At 44.8% G+C, this 17546-nt stretch carries 16 protein-coding genes; 10 read left to right on the top strand and 6 right to left on the bottom strand.

Going from position 1 to position 17546, the window contains the following annotated elements; genetic code table 11:
- Nucleotides 1–192: 192 nt before the first annotated feature.
- On the bottom strand, nt 193–438 hold the full coding sequence (locus AC4II3_RS14475) for a hypothetical protein (RefSeq protein WP_488012518.1): 246 nt from the start codon (nt 436–438) through the stop codon (nt 193–195).
- Between the two features lie 326 nt (nt 439–764).
- On the opposite strand from AC4II3_RS14475, the gene AC4II3_RS14470 reads away from it, so the two are divergent.
- The 3 genes from AC4II3_RS14470 to AC4II3_RS14460 all read left to right on the top strand — a co-directional run bounded on the left by AC4II3_RS14470 (nt 765) and on the right by AC4II3_RS14460 (nt 2702).
- Nucleotides 765–1130: a type II toxin-antitoxin system RelE/ParE family toxin gene (locus tag AC4II3_RS14470; protein WP_488012516.1), complete on the top strand. Its 366-nt coding sequence runs from the start codon at nt 765–767 to the stop codon at nt 1128–1130.
- Nucleotides 1123–2247, top strand: a complete 1125-nt coding sequence (locus AC4II3_RS14465; protein ID WP_488012514.1) for a helix-turn-helix domain-containing protein — start codon at nt 1123–1125, stop codon at nt 2245–2247. The genes AC4II3_RS14470 and AC4II3_RS14465 overlap by 8 nt, the downstream gene beginning before the upstream one ends.
- Nucleotides 2248–2309: 62 nt before the next feature.
- Nucleotides 2310–2702, top strand: coding sequence for a hypothetical protein (locus tag AC4II3_RS14460; RefSeq protein ID WP_488012512.1), 393 nt, complete (start codon nt 2310–2312; stop codon nt 2700–2702).
- A gap of 85 nt (nt 2703–2787) precedes the next feature.
- Here AC4II3_RS14460 and AC4II3_RS14455 read toward each other — a convergent pair whose 3' ends face one another.
- The 4 genes from AC4II3_RS14455 to hslO all read right to left on the bottom strand — a co-directional run bounded on the left by AC4II3_RS14455 (nt 2788) and on the right by hslO (nt 8375).
- The gene (locus AC4II3_RS14455; RefSeq protein WP_488012510.1) at nt 2788–3243 is read right to left on the bottom strand and encodes a DUF29 domain-containing protein; all 456 of its coding nucleotides are present in this window, start codon (nt 3241–3243) and stop codon (nt 2788–2790) included.
- A gap of 197 nt (nt 3244–3440) precedes the next feature.
- Nucleotides 3441–4868 (bottom strand): ion transporter, encoded by a 1428-nt coding sequence (locus tag AC4II3_RS14450; protein WP_488012508.1) that lies wholly within the window; start codon nt 4866–4868, stop codon nt 3441–3443.
- A 109-nt stretch (nt 4869–4977) separates the two neighbouring features.
- The gene (locus tag AC4II3_RS14445) at nt 4978–7266 is read right to left on the bottom strand and encodes a chromosome segregation ATPase (protein ID WP_488012506.1); all 2289 of its coding nucleotides are present in this window, start codon (nt 7264–7266) and stop codon (nt 4978–4980) included.
- A gap of 224 nt (nt 7267–7490) precedes the next feature.
- Nucleotides 7491–8375: an Hsp33 family molecular chaperone HslO gene (hslO, locus tag AC4II3_RS14440; RefSeq protein WP_488029173.1), complete on the bottom strand. Its 885-nt coding sequence runs from the start codon at nt 8373–8375 to the stop codon at nt 7491–7493.
- A gap of 183 nt (nt 8376–8558) precedes the next feature.
- On the opposite strand from hslO, the gene AC4II3_RS14435 reads away from it, so the two are divergent.
- Entirely contained in the window at nt 8559–8954 is a 396-nt protein-coding gene (locus AC4II3_RS14435; protein ID WP_488009816.1) for a hypothetical protein, read from the top strand.
- On the opposite strand, the gene AC4II3_RS14430 is transcribed toward AC4II3_RS14435, so the two are convergent.
- Complete coding sequence (locus AC4II3_RS14430; protein WP_293072536.1) at nt 8951–9295, bottom strand: metal-sensing transcriptional repressor; 345 nt, start codon at nt 9293–9295, stop codon at nt 8951–8953. The two genes, AC4II3_RS14435 and AC4II3_RS14430, sit on opposite strands and share 4 nt — an antisense overlap.
- 401 nt (nt 9296–9696) lie before the next feature.
- On the opposite strand from AC4II3_RS14430, the gene AC4II3_RS14425 reads away from it, so the two are divergent.
- The 6 genes from AC4II3_RS14425 (at nt 9697) to AC4II3_RS14400 (ending at nt 17516) form a co-directional block, all read left to right on the top strand.
- The gene (locus AC4II3_RS14425) at nt 9697–10905 is read left to right on the top strand and encodes an HhoA/HhoB/HtrA family serine endopeptidase (protein ID WP_488009814.1); all 1209 of its coding nucleotides are present in this window, start codon (nt 9697–9699) and stop codon (nt 10903–10905) included.
- An 89-nt stretch (nt 10906–10994) separates the two neighbouring features.
- Nucleotides 10995–12056: a LicD family protein gene (locus tag AC4II3_RS14420; RefSeq protein ID WP_488009812.1), complete on the top strand. Its 1062-nt coding sequence runs from the start codon at nt 10995–10997 to the stop codon at nt 12054–12056.
- 316 nt (nt 12057–12372) lie between these two features.
- The gene (gene aepX / locus AC4II3_RS14415) at nt 12373–14061 is read left to right on the top strand and encodes a phosphoenolpyruvate mutase (RefSeq protein ID WP_488009810.1); all 1689 of its coding nucleotides are present in this window, start codon (nt 12373–12375) and stop codon (nt 14059–14061) included.
- Nucleotides 14062–15207, top strand: coding sequence for a phosphonopyruvate decarboxylase (gene aepY / locus AC4II3_RS14410; RefSeq protein WP_488009808.1), 1146 nt, complete (start codon nt 14062–14064; stop codon nt 15205–15207).
- A 51-nt stretch (nt 15208–15258) separates the two neighbouring features.
- Complete coding sequence (locus AC4II3_RS14405) at nt 15259–16395, top strand: 2-aminoethylphosphonate aminotransferase (RefSeq protein WP_488009806.1); 1137 nt, start codon at nt 15259–15261, stop codon at nt 16393–16395.
- Nucleotides 16392–17516, top strand: coding sequence for a TauD/TfdA family dioxygenase (locus tag AC4II3_RS14400; protein ID WP_488009804.1), 1125 nt, complete (start codon nt 16392–16394; stop codon nt 17514–17516). Before AC4II3_RS14405 ends, AC4II3_RS14400 begins: the two co-directional genes overlap by 4 nt.
- Nucleotides 17517–17546: the final 30 nt, after the last annotated feature.

Genomic DNA, 17546 nt, shown 5'->3' with positions numbered 1-17546 from the left:
AGCGCACCACTTTGGGGTAGTGGGGGTCGTGGGTTCAAATCCCGCCGCTCCGATTAATTTCAGAAATCGAGTATAATCGTCAGACTCAGTTTGTGACTGTTGTCTGATTAATGTGATCTCGACAAAGTATCTGTCATTTCAGATTCGTTTTTTATATTGATATTCATACTGCTGCCTTTTTCAGCTTAGTAGTTATAGGATTGCGTTCGCTTTTAGCGGAAGCTTTGCTTCATCGCAAAAATTTTCTAGAACCCATTTATAGTCGAAACAATTATTGAAAAACTGATAGTTGAGATCAGCACAACGCTGTGTCAAAACTAAAATATTGGGCTGAATTCCCCCTTGGTCGTGGTGGATTCGGTAGTCATCACTGTGGTATACCCACACCGCTTGTTGCTGCGATCGCAAAGACCTTGTAGAATCCAAAGCTTGAGACATTTCAATTACAAGTTAATGATTCCTGGTACAAAAAGTGCAGGAATCCGCATCTGGGTGGAGAGCTACCAGAGTCAGAAAGCACACTTGATGTGAGCAAGCAAACTAACTCAGATTTTTCCTAGTTCAGCGGTTAGCAAGAAACATCACCTAAGGTTTGATTCATAGTATTATATTGTCAAGGTAAAGGAAATGATAGGATACTTCATTAAGAAATTATTGGAATACTTGAAGAATAAATACTCATTAATTTAGCATTTTATTGAAGACCAAATCACTTAGCTTCAAAAAGTTTATCGATATGGTACAATTGTACTATAAGGATCAAGATGAAGATAACTATCCTAGATGAAAAATTGAAAAAGCTATGTGATAAAACATCCGTCGCTAAAAAGGAATTAGGAGAAAACGCAGCACAAAAGCTCAGAAAGCGATTAGCGGATTTATTGGCAGCCACAGTGGTCACAGAGTTAGTGGCAGGAAATCCCCATCCCGTGCAGCCCCATAAACTAGGCAAAAGATTTTATCAGAAATTTTATAATTTTGAACACCTATTTGCCCTCGACCTACATGGAGGAGTTCGTTTAGTATTCCAAGCTGATGTTGAACCGTTGCCCTTGAAGGCAGATGAAAGCTTGGATTGGTCAAAAGTTAATCAGATTTGTATTGTATTTGTGGGGGATTATCATGACTAATTCTAACTATACCTTTGATCCGGATTGGGTATCTCCTCCAGGAGAGACAATTGCTGATTTGCTGGAAGAAAAAGATTGGACGGAAGCAGAGTTAGCAAAGGATTTAGACTGTACTATTGAAGACCTTAGAGAGCTTATTAACGGGAAAGCAGCTATTACAAAAGATACCGCAGCGAAGCTGTCACGGGTATTAGGAAGTACAGAGGAGTTTTGGCTCGAACGAGAAGCTCAATATCGTGCTGCTTTAGCAAAAATCGCAGAAGCTGAACGTCTTGAAAGCTGGGTAGATTGGCTCGACGAATTTCCTGTAAAGGAATTGCAGAAAGCAGGACAAATTAGTGACTGTCGTTTGGATTCAAGAAATAAGCCTCGTGTTGTGCAAGAGTTGCTTCAGCTGTTTGGAGTGGCTTCTCCTGATCAATGGCGAGCTTGTTATGGTAACCTAGCGGTGTCTTTTCGACGTTCTCGTACTAGACAGGATAACACTGGTGCGATCATAACTTGGATCCGCCTTGGTGAAATCAAAGTAGAGAACTTAAATTGTCCCCAATTCAACCGCGCCAAGTTTGAGGAAGCAGTTCAGAAAATTAGAACATTGACAGTACTACCACCAGAAGATTTTCTACCACGTCTTCAACAGCTTTGCTGTCAGGCTGGAGTGTTATGGGTGTTAGTGGAAAAAATCCCAGGTGCGGGGGTTAGTGGGTTAGCACGGTGGTTGTATCATGATCGACCTCTTATTCAGATGTCTCTTTACGGCAAGACTAATGACCGCTTCTGGTTTACTTTTTTCCATGAAGCTGCTCATATTCTTTTTCATGATAAAGAAGACAAAGATGCTATTTTCTTAGATTATTGTGAGCAGGGAGAACAACTAGAGTCCGAGCAAGAGCGCGAGGCTAATGAACAGGCGCGAGACTGGTTGATTCCTGCTGAATATGAAGCAGAATTGTCTTTTATTCGTTATAATAAACAAGTAAAAGCTTTTGCAGACAAGTTAGGGATTCATCCTGGAATTGTTGTTGGTCGTTTGCAGCATGAAGAAAAAATAGCCTATAAGGATATGAACGGTTTAAAGCATAAATTAACTGCTGATTTAATTCAGCTGCTAAACTAACCTAAGAATCATACACCAAATAATACTAAGGAGAGTGATTAGGATTTAGCGCTAAACTAAGAGTGATTTATGCAACTAATAATTTACCATATGACCTCAGGATTAATCAAGATGATATCAAGGGTTTAGGAACTAAAATGCTTACCAATTTAAAATATATTTTAACACAAATTGATAGATTAAATGACAAAGAACAGCTTGAGGTTTTTCATTATTTAGAACAGCGTTTTCAAAAAAAATTAGATGCTGATATAAATAAATATAATCATGAGTCCGATTATAAAAATTTACTCCAGTATATTACTGATAATTCAGATAAAGAATGTAAACGACCTCTGGGAGAGTTTAGAGGAATTGCACCAAACTTGTTAGAAGGTCAAGATGCTCAAGAATGGGTCAATCAGCAGCGTCAAACAGCATGCATTGAGATGCACCCGCCAACTACAAACCAGTAGGGTGTGAAGCGCAACAGCGTAACGCACTGAAAACTTTGATAATTAAGATGAGATATGGATTGAGGTGCGTTAGTATAACAATGAATTAATATCCATAAAAGTCTTCATCTAATAGCTGTTCAATTGTAAAAGGACATTGATTGGGATAGTCTTCCGGGTTAGGCTTACGAATGCCAAAGCTGGCTTTTTTACCTTCTTTTATAGCTAACTTTCGAGCATCTTTATAAGCTTTAGCGATCGCTTCTTCTAAATAAGTTTTAAATGAAGGACTGTCTTGTAAATCTTTTTGGATCCGAAACCGATGTTCTGTGACTGAACTATACCAACTTCCTTTCATAGAATCAGGAGCGTCAGTTTGAACCATTATTTTGAGTAAATGGGCAATCAAGATGGTTAAATTGCTAATGAATGCTCGTTTTTCAGCCTTTCCCATGTCCTCTAACTCAATCAGCAAATTATCCCAATCAATTGCCGATAAATTTCTGGCTTTTATTTGTTCAACGAGGATTTCTCGCCAACGATTAAAATCTTGTTGATACATAGTTTTTTATCAGTTAATTTTGAAGTAAGTTTTAAAAAATCGTAACTGCCCAGATAGGGTATCTAGACACAGATAAGCGGAGTGTGGGTTTTAAAAGCCGTAATCATGGTAAACCCTAAGGGAATCCTAATGTGCGATGAAGCAAAGCTTCCGCTAAAAGCGAACGCACTATAAAGACCTGCCAAAAAGTTGAGACTTTACCGGACTGGCACCCCAATTTTCGGCAGACTACGAGCAATAATAACTAAGTGATCGCCAGATAGTAGTGTTTGATCTTTAGGGGGATTAATTAGGGTTTCCCGATTTCCATTGCTATGGCGCTCTATTGCAATCAACGTTGTATCAAACTCCTCTTTCAACAGCCGAGCAGCTTCCCAAAACGAAATGTCAACCCACTTCTGTGGTAAAACAATTTTGTAGAACTGGTTTCCCACTTGTACAGTTAGCAACTCTGCTAGCACATCTACAGCTCCTAGGTTCCGAGCTGAGGTAGCAATTAAGTGACTGGCTAATTCATCAACAACAATCACATCTTCAACGCCAGCTACTCGCAGTTGGACATTGTTTTTCCGGTCAAGGAGTTGAGCACAGGTGTAGATTTCGGGTTGGAGTTTTTCAATGGTCAAGGCCGCTAGAACTGTTCGTGCATCCCGGTCTTGATCACTTCGAGGACGGGTAGAATCAGCAAGGAGGATTGCCCGTGAGGCATGATAGATCCCCACACTTTCGAGTACATCAATAGTCGTGTAATCACCAATATAGAAATATATTTGGGAACGATTTACTCCCTTGAGTTCCCACTCTGGTGTGTCGGTAAACTCTGCCACAACCACCATTGGATAGTGCTTTAGGTCAGAGTCTGCCTGGAGTTCCTCAATCAGTAGGTGACCACCTCGGTTCCAGCCGCAGATAACAATGTGATTGCGCAGTTCATCCAGTTCCAAGTATTTCACCTCCATCACTGTTCTAAGTCGTTGCACCATCACTGCTGATACTACACCGGTGAAGACGGCAAACATAGTTAACCCGCCAATGACTACCATCAGGGTAATCAAACGTCCAGCATCAGTCTGGGGTTCACCACCAATGGGTTCTCCTGAGATTAGGGTAAAAAAACTCCACCATAAAGAGTCTCTTAGGGAAGCAAATGACTCATTCTGTCCTCCCTCCAGCAGATAAATCCCTAAAGCACCGACTAATGTAATTAAGCCGATAATCAGAAAAACTCCAATCTGAGCACTAATACTAGCAGCGAGTGAGGAAGAGATGCGGTTGAGGTTACGGTTTACCAAGATTCCGACTCTGAGCAGCCTTAACATCCGTAACACTCGCAATAAGCGGAATGCCCGTAACAAAGGCAGCACAGCAATAATATCCAGCCAGTAGTGACGCAAGAAGCGACGTTTGTTTCTTGCCACTAGGTAGCGGATAGTTAGTTCTACGATAAATATGCCCGTCAGTAGCTCTTCGCTGACATAGACCAGTCCATATATGAAACCTGTACCCTCAAGACTTGTTTCAAGAACCACTAAAACTACCGAAAGTAGAATTAGCAGAATGAGGGTGAATTCAGTTTGGGGAGCGTGAATGAACTGGTCAAGACGGGACTTGAAGGTTGATGACAAGTTAAAGTATTCTATATTAAATGGAATTTATTCCATTTAATATTAAGAATTTTTAATGTCCAATTTCCACAGGTTTTATCCTAGCTGGTTTTACTACCCTCGGAAACTCTTAAGAGTCAGCATCAATTAACTCAATCTTCCTACCAGCGGGGGGATTAAACCTAGGCGGCTCTAGCTGAGTCGGTGGTTTTACAATACCCGATGGTGAGATAACTTCCGGTGGTGGAACCACAATTGGGTAGGAGCGGGCTGGTGGTGATGGTGGTTTTACCACTGATGGTGGAGAGGGAGCTGGTTTCGGGATCACCACTTGTGGGGGAGATGCAGGCGGAACCGGTCTTGGTCGTCTTACGGGCACAGGAGCTGGGGGAGGTGGAGCTAAAATCTTGCGCCATGATTGCATTTGCCGTTGGGCTTCCTGGTAAGGGCGAGTACCAGACGGAACGATGTTTGCGATCGCAATTGCTTCAGACAGGTTATAGGCAGAACGACTTCTGGCTATGGATAGGATTTTGTAACTCCACCGATTGACTACTGTTCTCGCCTCGCTACGGGATTTGGTTGAGGTTGGCACTTGTCTAGCTACTCGAATCGCTTTTCTTAGGGCTTGTGGAGTTCCAGCCTCAGCAATTTGGTAAGCTTCCCGTAAACGCTGCTGACCCTCTAGTTCTAACTTCCAGCTTCTGACTTTGCTTTGGGCTTCATTGTACAGAGCCCGACCTGACTTAATTTGTTCAGCAGTTGCCACGGCGGCATATAGATCACCCCGGATTGCCAGAGTGCGTGCTTGGTCTAAATAAGGTTGGTCTTCTTGCTGCTGGATACTTCTAGACCACTGATTAATTTTACTTTGAGCTTCCTGGTAAAGACTACGACCTCGGGAAATTTTACGGGCTTCTTGAACAGCAGCTTGCAAAGAATCAATGCTGCCATAACTAGCCAGTTGTGCTGCCCGATCCAGGAATGGCCTGTCTTCGATCAGCTGAATTTGACGAGTCCAATCCCGAATTTCGTCCCGTGCTTCCTGATAGCGGGGATTACCACGAGGGATCTGTTCCACTTCAGCCACTGCCAGTCTTAAGTCATTGGCTAAACCCGAGGTAGCATAGGTTCGGGCTCGCTCTAGTCGCGCCACATCTTCTACTTCTCGTTGCCAACGGCTAATTAATTGCTGCCCTTTCTTATATAGGGGACGTTCTGATCCGAGCTTTTGGGCAGATGCGATCGCTTCTTCTAAATCCCAGGTTGTACCGGACTCAGCACGAGATAGGGCATGAGCTAGGTCAATTAAATCCGATTTGAGTTCAGGTACTTTAATCGTTTCGGGAAGTTTATAGGCAATCTCAAGAACTTCGGACCACTTCCCTTGCTCTAGCTTGTTCTGAGCAATGTCCACCAGCTTGTTGCCAGAGTCTTTAATTAAATCCTGAGCTTCTTTGTAAGCATAACTTTGCTCTGTGATTTCCTTAGCTTTTTTAATAGCTGCCAGAATTTTCTCTATATTGCCACTTCTACTCAGCTCATAAGCCTTATCCAGCTTAGCCGAGTCTTCCCGTCCCATCTTAATCTTATCCGTTAGCTGGTTATACTTAGCGGTAGCCCAGTAGTCATTGTCCACATAGGTCAATCGTACTGCTTCGCGAAATGCTAAGTTCCAGTTTGATAACCTCAACTGTTTTTCCGCTTGATCATACACTCCCTCTGCCCTTGACCAGATTTTCTGCCAACGTTTTACCCGCTTTTCTACTATCGCGCCAGCTACAGATTTTGAAGGAATACGCTTAGCAATCTTAAGAGCTTCATTGAGCTGACCAGCTTGAAATTTAGCTTCCCCAATCTCCAGGATTACCTGTGACCACTCTTCGATATGTTGGTTAACTTGTGGCCGTAATGGGTGATCGTCGGGCAGGGCATCCACTAATGCGATCGCTTTTAGCAACTGCGGCACAGTTTCCTGATTTGCTGCCACCTGAGCACAAGATAGGCGCATCGATGCTGAAGCCGTTGGCCAAAACACAGCACGGCAGTTTGGTACAGCTGGCAACCTTAACAACATCATTGCTGAAGCAAATCCAGCACTACCGAAAAGCAACACAACTAAGGCTGACCAAAACTGCCAACTGCGAGGCAAGAGGTTTTTTACTCCAGTAGTTTTTCCTGAGGGAGCTTGTCTCGGGGGAGTTTGTGATGTATTTAATCCAGAGTTAGCTACTGGTTGACCAACCCCAAATTTTTCAGATTGCTGGGGGGGCTGTGTCGATGGGTTTCCTCGGTTAGGATAGTTTACATTCGGTTGAGTAACCGGTTCGCTATGGTTAGGTTGCCATCCATTAAACTTACCTGAACTTGAACCATTTGACGTTGGCCAACGGTCTGGAAATTCTCTATTTCTGGTCATAATTCACTTCCACACTCCCTACACCGGAAGACAGCAGGTTGTTTACAGCAACCTCAGTTGTTGAGATTTTACCCACCTTACACATATAGAGTCTACACCCTATCTTATAGTAGTGTTCTTAGAATTCTGGTTGAGTTTATATGCTGATCCATATTTCTTGCAATCCTTTACAAGTCAGGATTCTAATCTTCCAGTTACAGTAGGAAGTCCAGTAGCTACTCAATTTACAATTCTTTTATCAATTGAGAAAGTTGATCCGGATTTGCATGATAGACCTCTGAGCAAAAATGACAAGTTGCCTCAGCGCCACCGTCTTTTTCAATCATATCCTGAAGTTCCTCTTTTCCGAGCATTTTCAGAGCCCCCAACATCCGGTCAAAGGAGCAACCACAGTAAAAATGCAGCATCTGGGTTTCTGGAAAAATCTCTAGCTCCATATCCCCCAGCAACTGTTCAAAAATTTCTGGTAAGGTCTGGTTAGCTTGGAGTAGCGGTGTAAAACCTGATAGTTTGGTAATGCGAGATTCCAAAGTTTGAACTAAAGCCTCATCCGTTGCTGCCTTAGGCATAACTTGGATTAAAATACCCCCAGCCGCAGTGACCCCTTGAGCACCTACAAATACACCAACTACCAGCGCTGACGGGGTTTGTTCCGAATTTAGCAGATAGTTAGCGATGTCATCACCTATTTCACCAGAAACCAACTCTACTGTACTCGAATAGGGATAGCCATAACCCACATCCCGAACTACGTATAGGAAACCATCCCTACCAACAGCACCACCTACATCTAATTTTCCCTGCTTATTTGGTGGCAGTTCCACCTCTGGGTTATCTACATAACCTCGAACTTTACCATCTAATCCTGCATCCACCATAATTCCACCCAGTGGACCATTGCCGTTAATCCGAATATTGACCCTCGACTCGGCTCGCTTCATACTAGAAGCCAGCAGAAGACCTGAAGACATGGTACGACCTAGGGCAGCTGTTGCCACATAAGAGAGTTGGTGACGTTGTCTAGCTTCTTCCGTCAGGCGTGTAGTAATCACACCAACTGCGCGAATACCCCCTGAAGCTGCTGTGGCGCGAATTAACTGGTCAGCCATAGAAAACTCTTACACTTCTTAATATAATTAATGTTTATTTTACAAATTATCGAGAAAGTATCGAGCCGCTTGCTTCCCCTCTCCCTTTAACCGAGGGATGAAAACAACAGACGGGATTTATCCCATCTGTTCATTCACACTAATCACAAATATTTCCTACGAATAAGGACGATAAATACCAAAATGCTAGGAATCTTTCAAAAAAGTCATCTGAGGATTGAAGTCGAAGCACCACAAAATGTTATCCGGGACAGTCTGCTCTATACCGCGCAACTGAACCAGTGGTTGTGGCCGGAGAATTTATCTTCTGAGTTACCCGAACAGCTAGATTTAGGATTGACCTTTACCTCTTCCATAGGGCCAGTAGCAGTACAACACAACGTTGAGCTTGTTCAGTCCAACTGTTTAAGACTGCTCTTGAGTCAGGGAATTGATGGTTATCATGAATGGTATTGGGGAGATGGTTGGGTACAATCTCGCCTAGAAGGGGTGTCTTTGTTACCATTGAATTGGGGTCAAACCTTAAGTTTGCTGAGGCTACGTCAGTTTGTAGAGCAGCATAGAGCCTCTGAGCCCTAACGTAAAAATTGATCTAAAGCCGCTTTCAACTCCTCAATTTCTACCTCAATGTTGCCCTGCTCAGCGGCACGACCAATACACTCGCTTAAATGTTCATCCAGGATAATTCGTGCCACTTTATCCAAAGCCCCTCGAACTGCAGCAATCTGTACCAAAACATCAGGACAGGGGCGACTTTCTTGCACCATAGTCTTAATCCCTCGAATATGCCCCTCGATTCGAGACAGGCGATTGATAATTCGCCTCAGAGATTCTTCATCATGGACGTGACCATGGGTATTTTCACTATGGTTGTGATTCAGTTCCTGAGTCAGGGCATATTCCCTATCTTTCGCGATCATAGCGGTTTTATTAGTTTTCTTAGTCCAAGGTTAACCAACTTCGAGGGGTATATCATTATTGATAATAATTAAGCTTAACTTGTTGGGGTCTCAAGGGCGCGAGCAATCCCTGGAACTACCCCAGGTAGTACTAACGTCATAGAACTAACTCTCACCCATAGCGATTAGATGCTTGTCGCAACTAATCCACAATCCTAAAAATCTGCCTCGAAACCCACTCCTGGCTGTGGGTGGGAGGAATCTCAGGGAAGCTAGACTTTAGTTAGGGGTTAATGCTAAGGGTCAGCAACAACTGACTACTAACCACTAGCCAAAGCCAAGTAAATCCCATAGGTTTTAGGTCGTGGCATTGGCTTAGCAATACTATTCCCCAAAATTAACCAGAAGAATACGATAATACTATGTCATCAACTAAATTTTCGATTTGGCTTCGCTCAATTAGTAACTATCTCTTGGCTATTTTACTTGGAGTCTTATTGACAGTTGGCGTTTATCGTGTATCTCCCTCCAAGGCTGCTCCTGTACCCAGCACAGACTCAGTAACTCCCCCACTGATTGCCCAACAATTCCTGAGTCCACAGCAAGCTACTAATAGCAGTTTTGTAACAGCAGCGGTGAATCGGGTTGGAGCAGCAGTGGTGCGCATTGACACCGAGCGCACAGTTTCCAGGCGCGTCGATCCTTTTTTGGATGACCCGTTTTTCCGGCGCTTTTTCGGTGATGACTTTTCACCCCAAATGCCCCAACAAAGACGTTTACAAGGTCAAGGCTCTGGCTTTATCATTGACAACAGTGGCATCTTACTGACCAATGCCCATGTTGTGGAAGATGCAGATAAAGTAACCGTTACCCTCAAGGATGGGCGCAAGTTTAATGGTCAAGTCAAGGGTGTTGATCAATTCACCGACTTAGCTGTTGTCAAAATTAACGGTACTTCCTTACCGATTGCCTCTCTAGGAGATTCCAGTCAAGTTCAGGTTGGAGATTGGGCTATTGCTGTTGGTAACCCCCTAGGGCTAGATAATACAGTGACTTTGGGAATTGTCAGCACCATAGGACGCTCCAGCGCTCAGGCAGGTATTCCTGACAAGCGACTAGACTTTATTCAAACCGATGCAGCTATTAATCCCGGAAACTCTGGTGGTCCGTTGTTGAATGCCACAGGGGAAGTAATTGGCATCAACACTGCTATTCGGGCTAATGCCATGGGAATTGGTTTTGCGATTCCCATCAACAAAGTCAAAGAGATTTCCAACAAACTAGCCCAAGGACAAAAAGTTGTCCATCCATATATCGGCGTTCGGATGACAACCCTAACCCCGGAACTAGCAAAAGAGAACAACAATGACCCCAATTCTGTTTTCCTATTACCAGAAATCAATGGTGTCTTGGTAGTTCAAGTAATGCCGGATACACCAGCCGCTGATGCAGGTATGCGTCGTGGGGACATAATTGTTCAAATTGATGGAACACCTGTTACTAATGCGACACAACTACAGCGCCTTGTAGAAAATAGTGGAGTAAATAAGGTACTAGAAATAAAGGTAAGGCGCGGTAAGCAGACTACTAGCGTTTTTGTCCGCACCGATGAGCTAAAAACTGCTACTTAGTGATTATAGGGCGTAATCTAGAAGTGGGAAAACCCGAGGGAAGGTCTGCAAATCCTTAAGGCTCGGCCTTCCTCCGGAATCAAACCTAGGTGCAGAAGCGATTACAGGAGAGGACTACGATAAAAGATACACTAATAAATCTACCCGATCATCTAGCACAGGCAATCGCCAACACCCATAAAAACATTGAGCTGCAACGAGATAATCCTCAACTTTATCTAGAATTGGCAGAGCTCTACTGCCAACAAGGTGAGTGGGTCGAATCAATTGCCTGTTACCTCAAAGCGATTAAGATTAAACCGGACTGTGAGGAATTTCACGAGCAGCTGTGGTACTTATTGTTGTCTGCTCAGATCTCATTACAGCGATTAGAAGAAATTGATCGCTGTGCCCGTCAAGTGATAGAAGCAGCCACCATTTATAAGCAAGCCCTTGCGCTAGAGTCAGATGTCTTATCAGCCCAACCCCACGAAGTGCTGACAAAACAAGAAGGACTTGCTGAAGCGATCGCCCATTACAACTATGCCATCGAGAAGGGCATCGAATCAAAAATGACAGGGACAATCCCGGACATGGTCATTGCTTTGGCTGAGAAATTAAAACCAATACATTGGCAATTGCGCCAAGACTTTCAGTTCCTTGATTCCCTCCTTAGACAGCATCATATCCCTTACTGGGCTATTTCAGGAACATTAATCGGTGCTCTGCGACACGAAGGAGTCATTCCCTGGGATGATGACATTGATATTGAGATGACAGAGGGAGATTTCCAGAAATTATTTACTTTAAAAACTATCCTCAATGATCATGGTTTGTACTTTAGAAAGATCGAAAAAAATCTTTACAAAATAAGTGACGGGATTGACATCTATATCTATGAACAAAGGAGATTGCCCTCTGAAGGAAGAAATCCTCAGTATCGAGATCTCGATGAGATCTTTCCTTTGCGAGAGTTTCAATTCTACGATTTTAAGATTTATGGACCTAACCAGGCCGAGAGGTATCTCAAAAGAGGATACGGGCAAGACGTTTTAAAGGTTTGCAGGATTTGGAATCATCGTTGTTTGAATGTCGCACTAGCACCTGATCACGATCCGAAGGTATATTCATTGAGCACAAAAAAGGTTAAAATTATTTTAAATTTAGCTTAAAGGCTAGTTAAACGTGGTGAGATAAGGCTATTGAGCCTTTGCACTGGTTTCCCTAACTCCCCTGATTTCTTGCCCACCATGGAAGGGCTGGGAGCTAGTTAACCTTGTCATGTTTCTAAACACTGCTAGTCAAACTGCTAGTCAAGTAGTCTTGAAAGGCTATGAGCCGACAGGATCATCAGGGTAGGAAGAGCTAATCCTGAGTTAACTGTGTTTTGATTGGCTCATGATCGATTGAGATCCTTAACAAAGATAAAAAGCAAGCTTATTTCCTAGACCACTTTGGTCAAACATTGTTGCAATTTTAGGATGCCAAATGAAAACAACAGCACAATTAAAAACGACAGAACCTAGAAAAGCAACGCAACTTAGAAAAACAACACAACCTAAAAAAACGACACAACTTAGAACACTGCTGAACTCTAAGCAGTTAGAGTTTCTGATAGAGGCCCATGATGGAATCAGCGCTAAGATTGCTGAAGAGGCGGGCTTTCAGGGTATTTGGGGCAGTGGCCTCAGCATTTCTGCCCAGTTGGGTGTGCGTGATAACAACGAAGCAAGTTGGACTCAAGTCTTGGAAGTGGTTGAGTTCATGTCCGATGCCACTTCTGTTCCAATTCTGCTGGATGGGGACACGGGCTACGGAAATTTTAACAATGTGCAACGCTTGGTGAAAAAATTAGAGCAGCGTGGTGTGGCCGGTGTCTGTATTGAGGACAAACTCTTCCCCAAGACCAATAGCTTTATTAAGGGCACAGCTCAGCCCCTGGCTGACATGGACGAGTTCTGCGGCAAAATCAAGGCCGCTAAAGATGCCCAAAGTGATGATGACTTTGTCCTGATTGCCCGGGTAGAAGCGTTTATTGCCGGTTGGGGGCTCTCAGAAGCATTAAGGCGAGCCCAAGCCTATTACGATGCCGGAGCGGATGGTATTTTGATCCACAGCTCCTTGCATGTGGCTGATGAAGTGTTGGCCTTTAAACGGGAGTGGGGCGATCGCTCCCCAGTGGTGATTGTACCGACCAAGTACTACGCTACACCAACTGAAGTCTTTAGAGATGCTGGCTTCTCTATCGCCATTTGGGCGAATCACCTGCTCCGAGCTTCCGTGACGATGACCCAAAAGGTCGCTCAGACGTTAATGCTAGAGCAGAACCTGCTAAATGTTGAAGACAAGATTGTGCCTGTGTCTGAGATCTTCCGGCTTCAAGGGGTTGCGGAACACCTGGAAGCGGAGCAGCGATATTTACCCCAGAACCCTGGTGCTGGTAACCGCACGATTCTGCTAGCCGCCTCGCGCGGGATTGAATTGGGTCAGTTCACTAAAGATAAACCCAAGTGCATGGTAGCTCTGCACGGTCAACCCCTGCTATCACGGATTGTGGAAGAGCACCACAGTGTCGGTATTCAAGACATCACTGTGGTGCGTGGCTACAAAAAGGACGTTGTCAATTTACCTGGCCTCGATTATGTAGATAACGACGACTATGACACCACAGGTGAACTCGTTTCCCTTAGTCAAGGCTTGCAGGAGTTGCCCCAAGATGGACAGGATTGGATCATAGGCTACGGTGATGTTCTGTTCAAAAAGTACATTCTGCAAATGCTGTTAGGGGTTGATCATGACTTTGTGGTCATTATAGATTCGAGTCAGCACCGCCAAACCCAGCAAATCCGACCCGATTACGTTGCCTGTTCTCTACCCGACTCGACCCAGGCATTTTATCAACATGTTGATCTACAGCAAATCAGCGATCAACTGCCCGAGGGCGAAATCTGCGGCAGATGGACTGGATTGCTGAAAGTTTCCCAACAGGGGCAGCAGAAATTACAGGATACCCTTAATACTTTGCTCCAGTCAGAGCAGATGCGGCAACAGGGTCGAATGCCGACTCTGATTAATGAGTTGATCAGCCATGGCCATCGGGTACATGTGCTTTATATCAAAGGGCATTGGCTCGATATTGATCAAGTCGAAGATCTGTTCAAGGCTGGAAGTTTCTAAATGATCAAATCCGAATACTTTATCCGAGCGGCTCAGGAAAAAGGGTTTGGGTTATACACAGGGGTGCCTTGCTCCTACCTCAAATCTTTTATTAACACGGTCATTGACTCTGATCATCTCCGCTATGTAGGAGCTGCGAATGAAGGAGATGCTGTGGCGATCGCCTGCGGGGCCGAGTTGGCTGGAGTGCCCAGTGTGGTCATGTTTCAGAATTCGGGGTTTGGTAACGCTGTCAATCCCCTAACCTCCCTGACTCACACCTTTAAAATTCCTATCTTGGTGATTGTGACCTGGCGAGGACAACCCGGTGGGGCACCGGACGAACCCCAGCACCAGCTGATGGGAGCCATTACTCCCCAATTGCTAGATCTAATCCAGGTGCCATGGGAACCTTTTCCCACGGAAATAGACCAGGTTGAGCCGACTCTAGACCGGGCAGTTGCCCATATGCGGCAGCATCAGACGCCCTATGCCCTGGTGATGCAAAAAGGTTCAGTGGAATCTTGCCCGTTAAGCTCTCAATTAACCATGAAGCCCCTGTCGATCACCCCTGCTGATGCTCTCCCCCTTCAACAGGAGCCCTCCTTCACCCGTCGTGACATGCTGCAAGCCATCCAAGGGGCAACTGGACCTGAAGACATTTTGTTGGCCACCACGGGCTACACCGGTCGGGAATTGTATGCCATTCAGGACCAAGCCAATCAACTTTACATGGTTGGTTCCATGGGATGTATCTCCAGTCTCGGCCTGGGCATGGCCCTGGCTCAGCCCCACCGTCGAGTGATTGTGGTCGATGGAGATGGTGCCGCTTTGATGCGCTTAGGAGCCTTAGCCACCGTTGGCTATGAACGTCCGCCCAACTTGCGGCATATTCTCCTAGACAATCAGCGCCATGAATCCACAGGGGGACAGTCCACCGTGTCGGCCTCCATTGATTTTGGTGCGATCGCAAAAGCCTGTGGTTACGAACAGGTTGCTTTGGCCACAACCCCTGAGGAGGTGAAAGCTTTGACCCAAGACCCATGCGAGCAATTAATGTTCATTCACGCCAAGATTAAGCCTGGTATTCCTGACAAATTACCTCGGCCCCACATTACCCCCCTAGAAGTTGCTCAACGTCTACGGCAGTTTATAGAAGCCCGATAATCACACCTTGATTCGATCTGAATCCAGCCAAACTCTAAGCTTTACATCAACATGAACCGGACTATCTTACTCAACCCTGGCCCTGTTACCCTCAGCGATCGCGTGCGCCGTGCCTTACTCCAGCCAGACCTGTGCCATCGTGAACCTGAGTTTGCTGAGCTGACTCTAGATATCAAAGCGCGTTTAGCCAAGGTGTATCCCGCAGCCGCTGAGGAGTATGAGGCTATTTTACTTACCGGTTCCGGCACTTGTGCCGTAGAGGCAATGCTATCAACCCTGGTGCCTCAGGATGGCAAGGCTTTAGTGGTAACAAATGGGGTCTATGGTGAACGCATGGCAGCAATGATCAAGGCTCATGGTAAGTCCCTGGAGGTGGTCACTGCCCCCTGGCACGAGCCCATGAACCTGAAAGAAGTTGAAACGTGCCTGACTCAGGATTCAGCCATTACCCATGTGATTGCCGTTCATCACGAAACCACCACTGGACGGCTGAATGATGTCGCCCAGTTAGGTCAACTGTGTCAGCGCTACCATGTCGCACTGCTGCTCGATAGTGTCTCTAGCTTTGGTGCCGAGGCCATTGAGTTTGCCCCTTGGAATTTAGACGCCTGTGCGGCAACGGCGAATAAATGTCTGCATGGTGTGCCTGGTCTATCGTTTGTGTTGGTAAAGCGATCCATTTTTGAGGCTCGCCCCTCTGCCGCTGGAACCGTTTACTTAGATCTCTATCGCTATCATCAAGAGCAGGCAAGGGGCTATTCGCCCTTTACCCAAGCTGTACAGGTAGCCTATGGGCTCCAGGAGGCTCTCAAGGAAATGGAGGACATGGGTGGGCAGACAGCCAGACACAGCTCTTACAGTGAGCGTGCTCAGCAGATTTTGCAGACTTTGCAAAATCTCGGGGTCAAACCGCTCTTGGATGTGGAGGATTATAGCTGTGTCCTGACTTCTTTCAAATTGCCCCCAGGCTACAGCTATGCCCAAATCCATGACACCCTGAAAGAATCCGGTTTTGTGATTTATGCAGGGCAGGGGGGACTCAAAAACCAGATTTTCCGGATAGCTAATATGGGCGATATCCAACCGAGTGATCTAGACCGTCTGCTGGATTGTTTTCATGTTTTGTTTAAGAATTTAGGATCGAACACCCTGAGTGCTGCAGAAAAGATCACAGGTAATTATTCATGATGATACAATCTATCTCAATCAACGAGAAAACATTGACTATTGACTGGCAAAGTGGTTCTGATTCTACTTTCCACTATATCTGGTTGCGGGATAACTGCCAAAGTCCAAAGTCACTTCACCCAAATGGACAACGACTGCTTCAAACAGTCGATATTCCAGCAGATATTCATCCTAGCTCTGTGCAAGTTATCAAGGAACAGTCTCTAGAAATTGTCTGGGCTGATGGACACCAAAGTAGCTACAGTGCTGACTGGTTATATAACCATGTCTATGACATGCCATTGTCTGGCTCCAATAATGAGATGCAAATCCAGCTTTGGAATTGCTCTGTTGACATCAATTCACTCACTTTTGACTACCCAGAAATTATCTCTAAAGAAAGAACACTATATGATTGGCTAGTTGCCTTTTGTCAATATGGGGTTGCCTTTCTAAAAAATGTCCCTACTCAATTGGGTGCGGTGGAAAACATTGTCGATCAGTTTGGCTATATACATGAAACTAACTTTGGTCGCATATCTGATGTCAAAATTGTTACTAATGCCACGAATTTAACCTATACAAATGATTACCTGAGTCCTCATACAGATAATCCATATCGTGACCCCGCACCCACATTGATGCTTTTGCACTGCCTTTCGTCGGACGTTGAGGGGGGTGATAGCATCATCGTGGATGGCTTTCAGGTTGCAGAAAAACTACGTCAGAAAAACCCTAAATACTTTAAATTGCTAGCATCTATCCCTGTCAACTTTTGCTTTAGCGATCCAAATGTAGAAATCTCCGCCGAAAAGACAATCATACAAGTCAATTGGCGCGATGAGTTGACAGCAGTTTGTTTCCACAATGAATCCTTACAACCATTGCGTATGGATGCAGAATTGATGGGGTCTTTCTATGATGCCTATCGTACCTTCTTCGAAATGATAATGGATGTCAACAATCAGGTGCAATTCAAGCTACAACCAGGACAAGTATATATGGTGGACAATCGGCGAGTGTTGCATGGTCGCACAGCTTTTTTCAATACAGACAAGCGTCATTTACAAGGATGTTATGCAGGTATTGATGGTTTGTATAGTAAGCTGGCAGTGCTGAAACGACACATTATCGGTACTTAGACATTTTTTAGCCAAAAGCAGCCTCAAACC

This window comes from Moorena sp., assembly GCF_982860115.1.
This window is presented reverse-complemented; position numbering and strand designations above follow the sequence as displayed.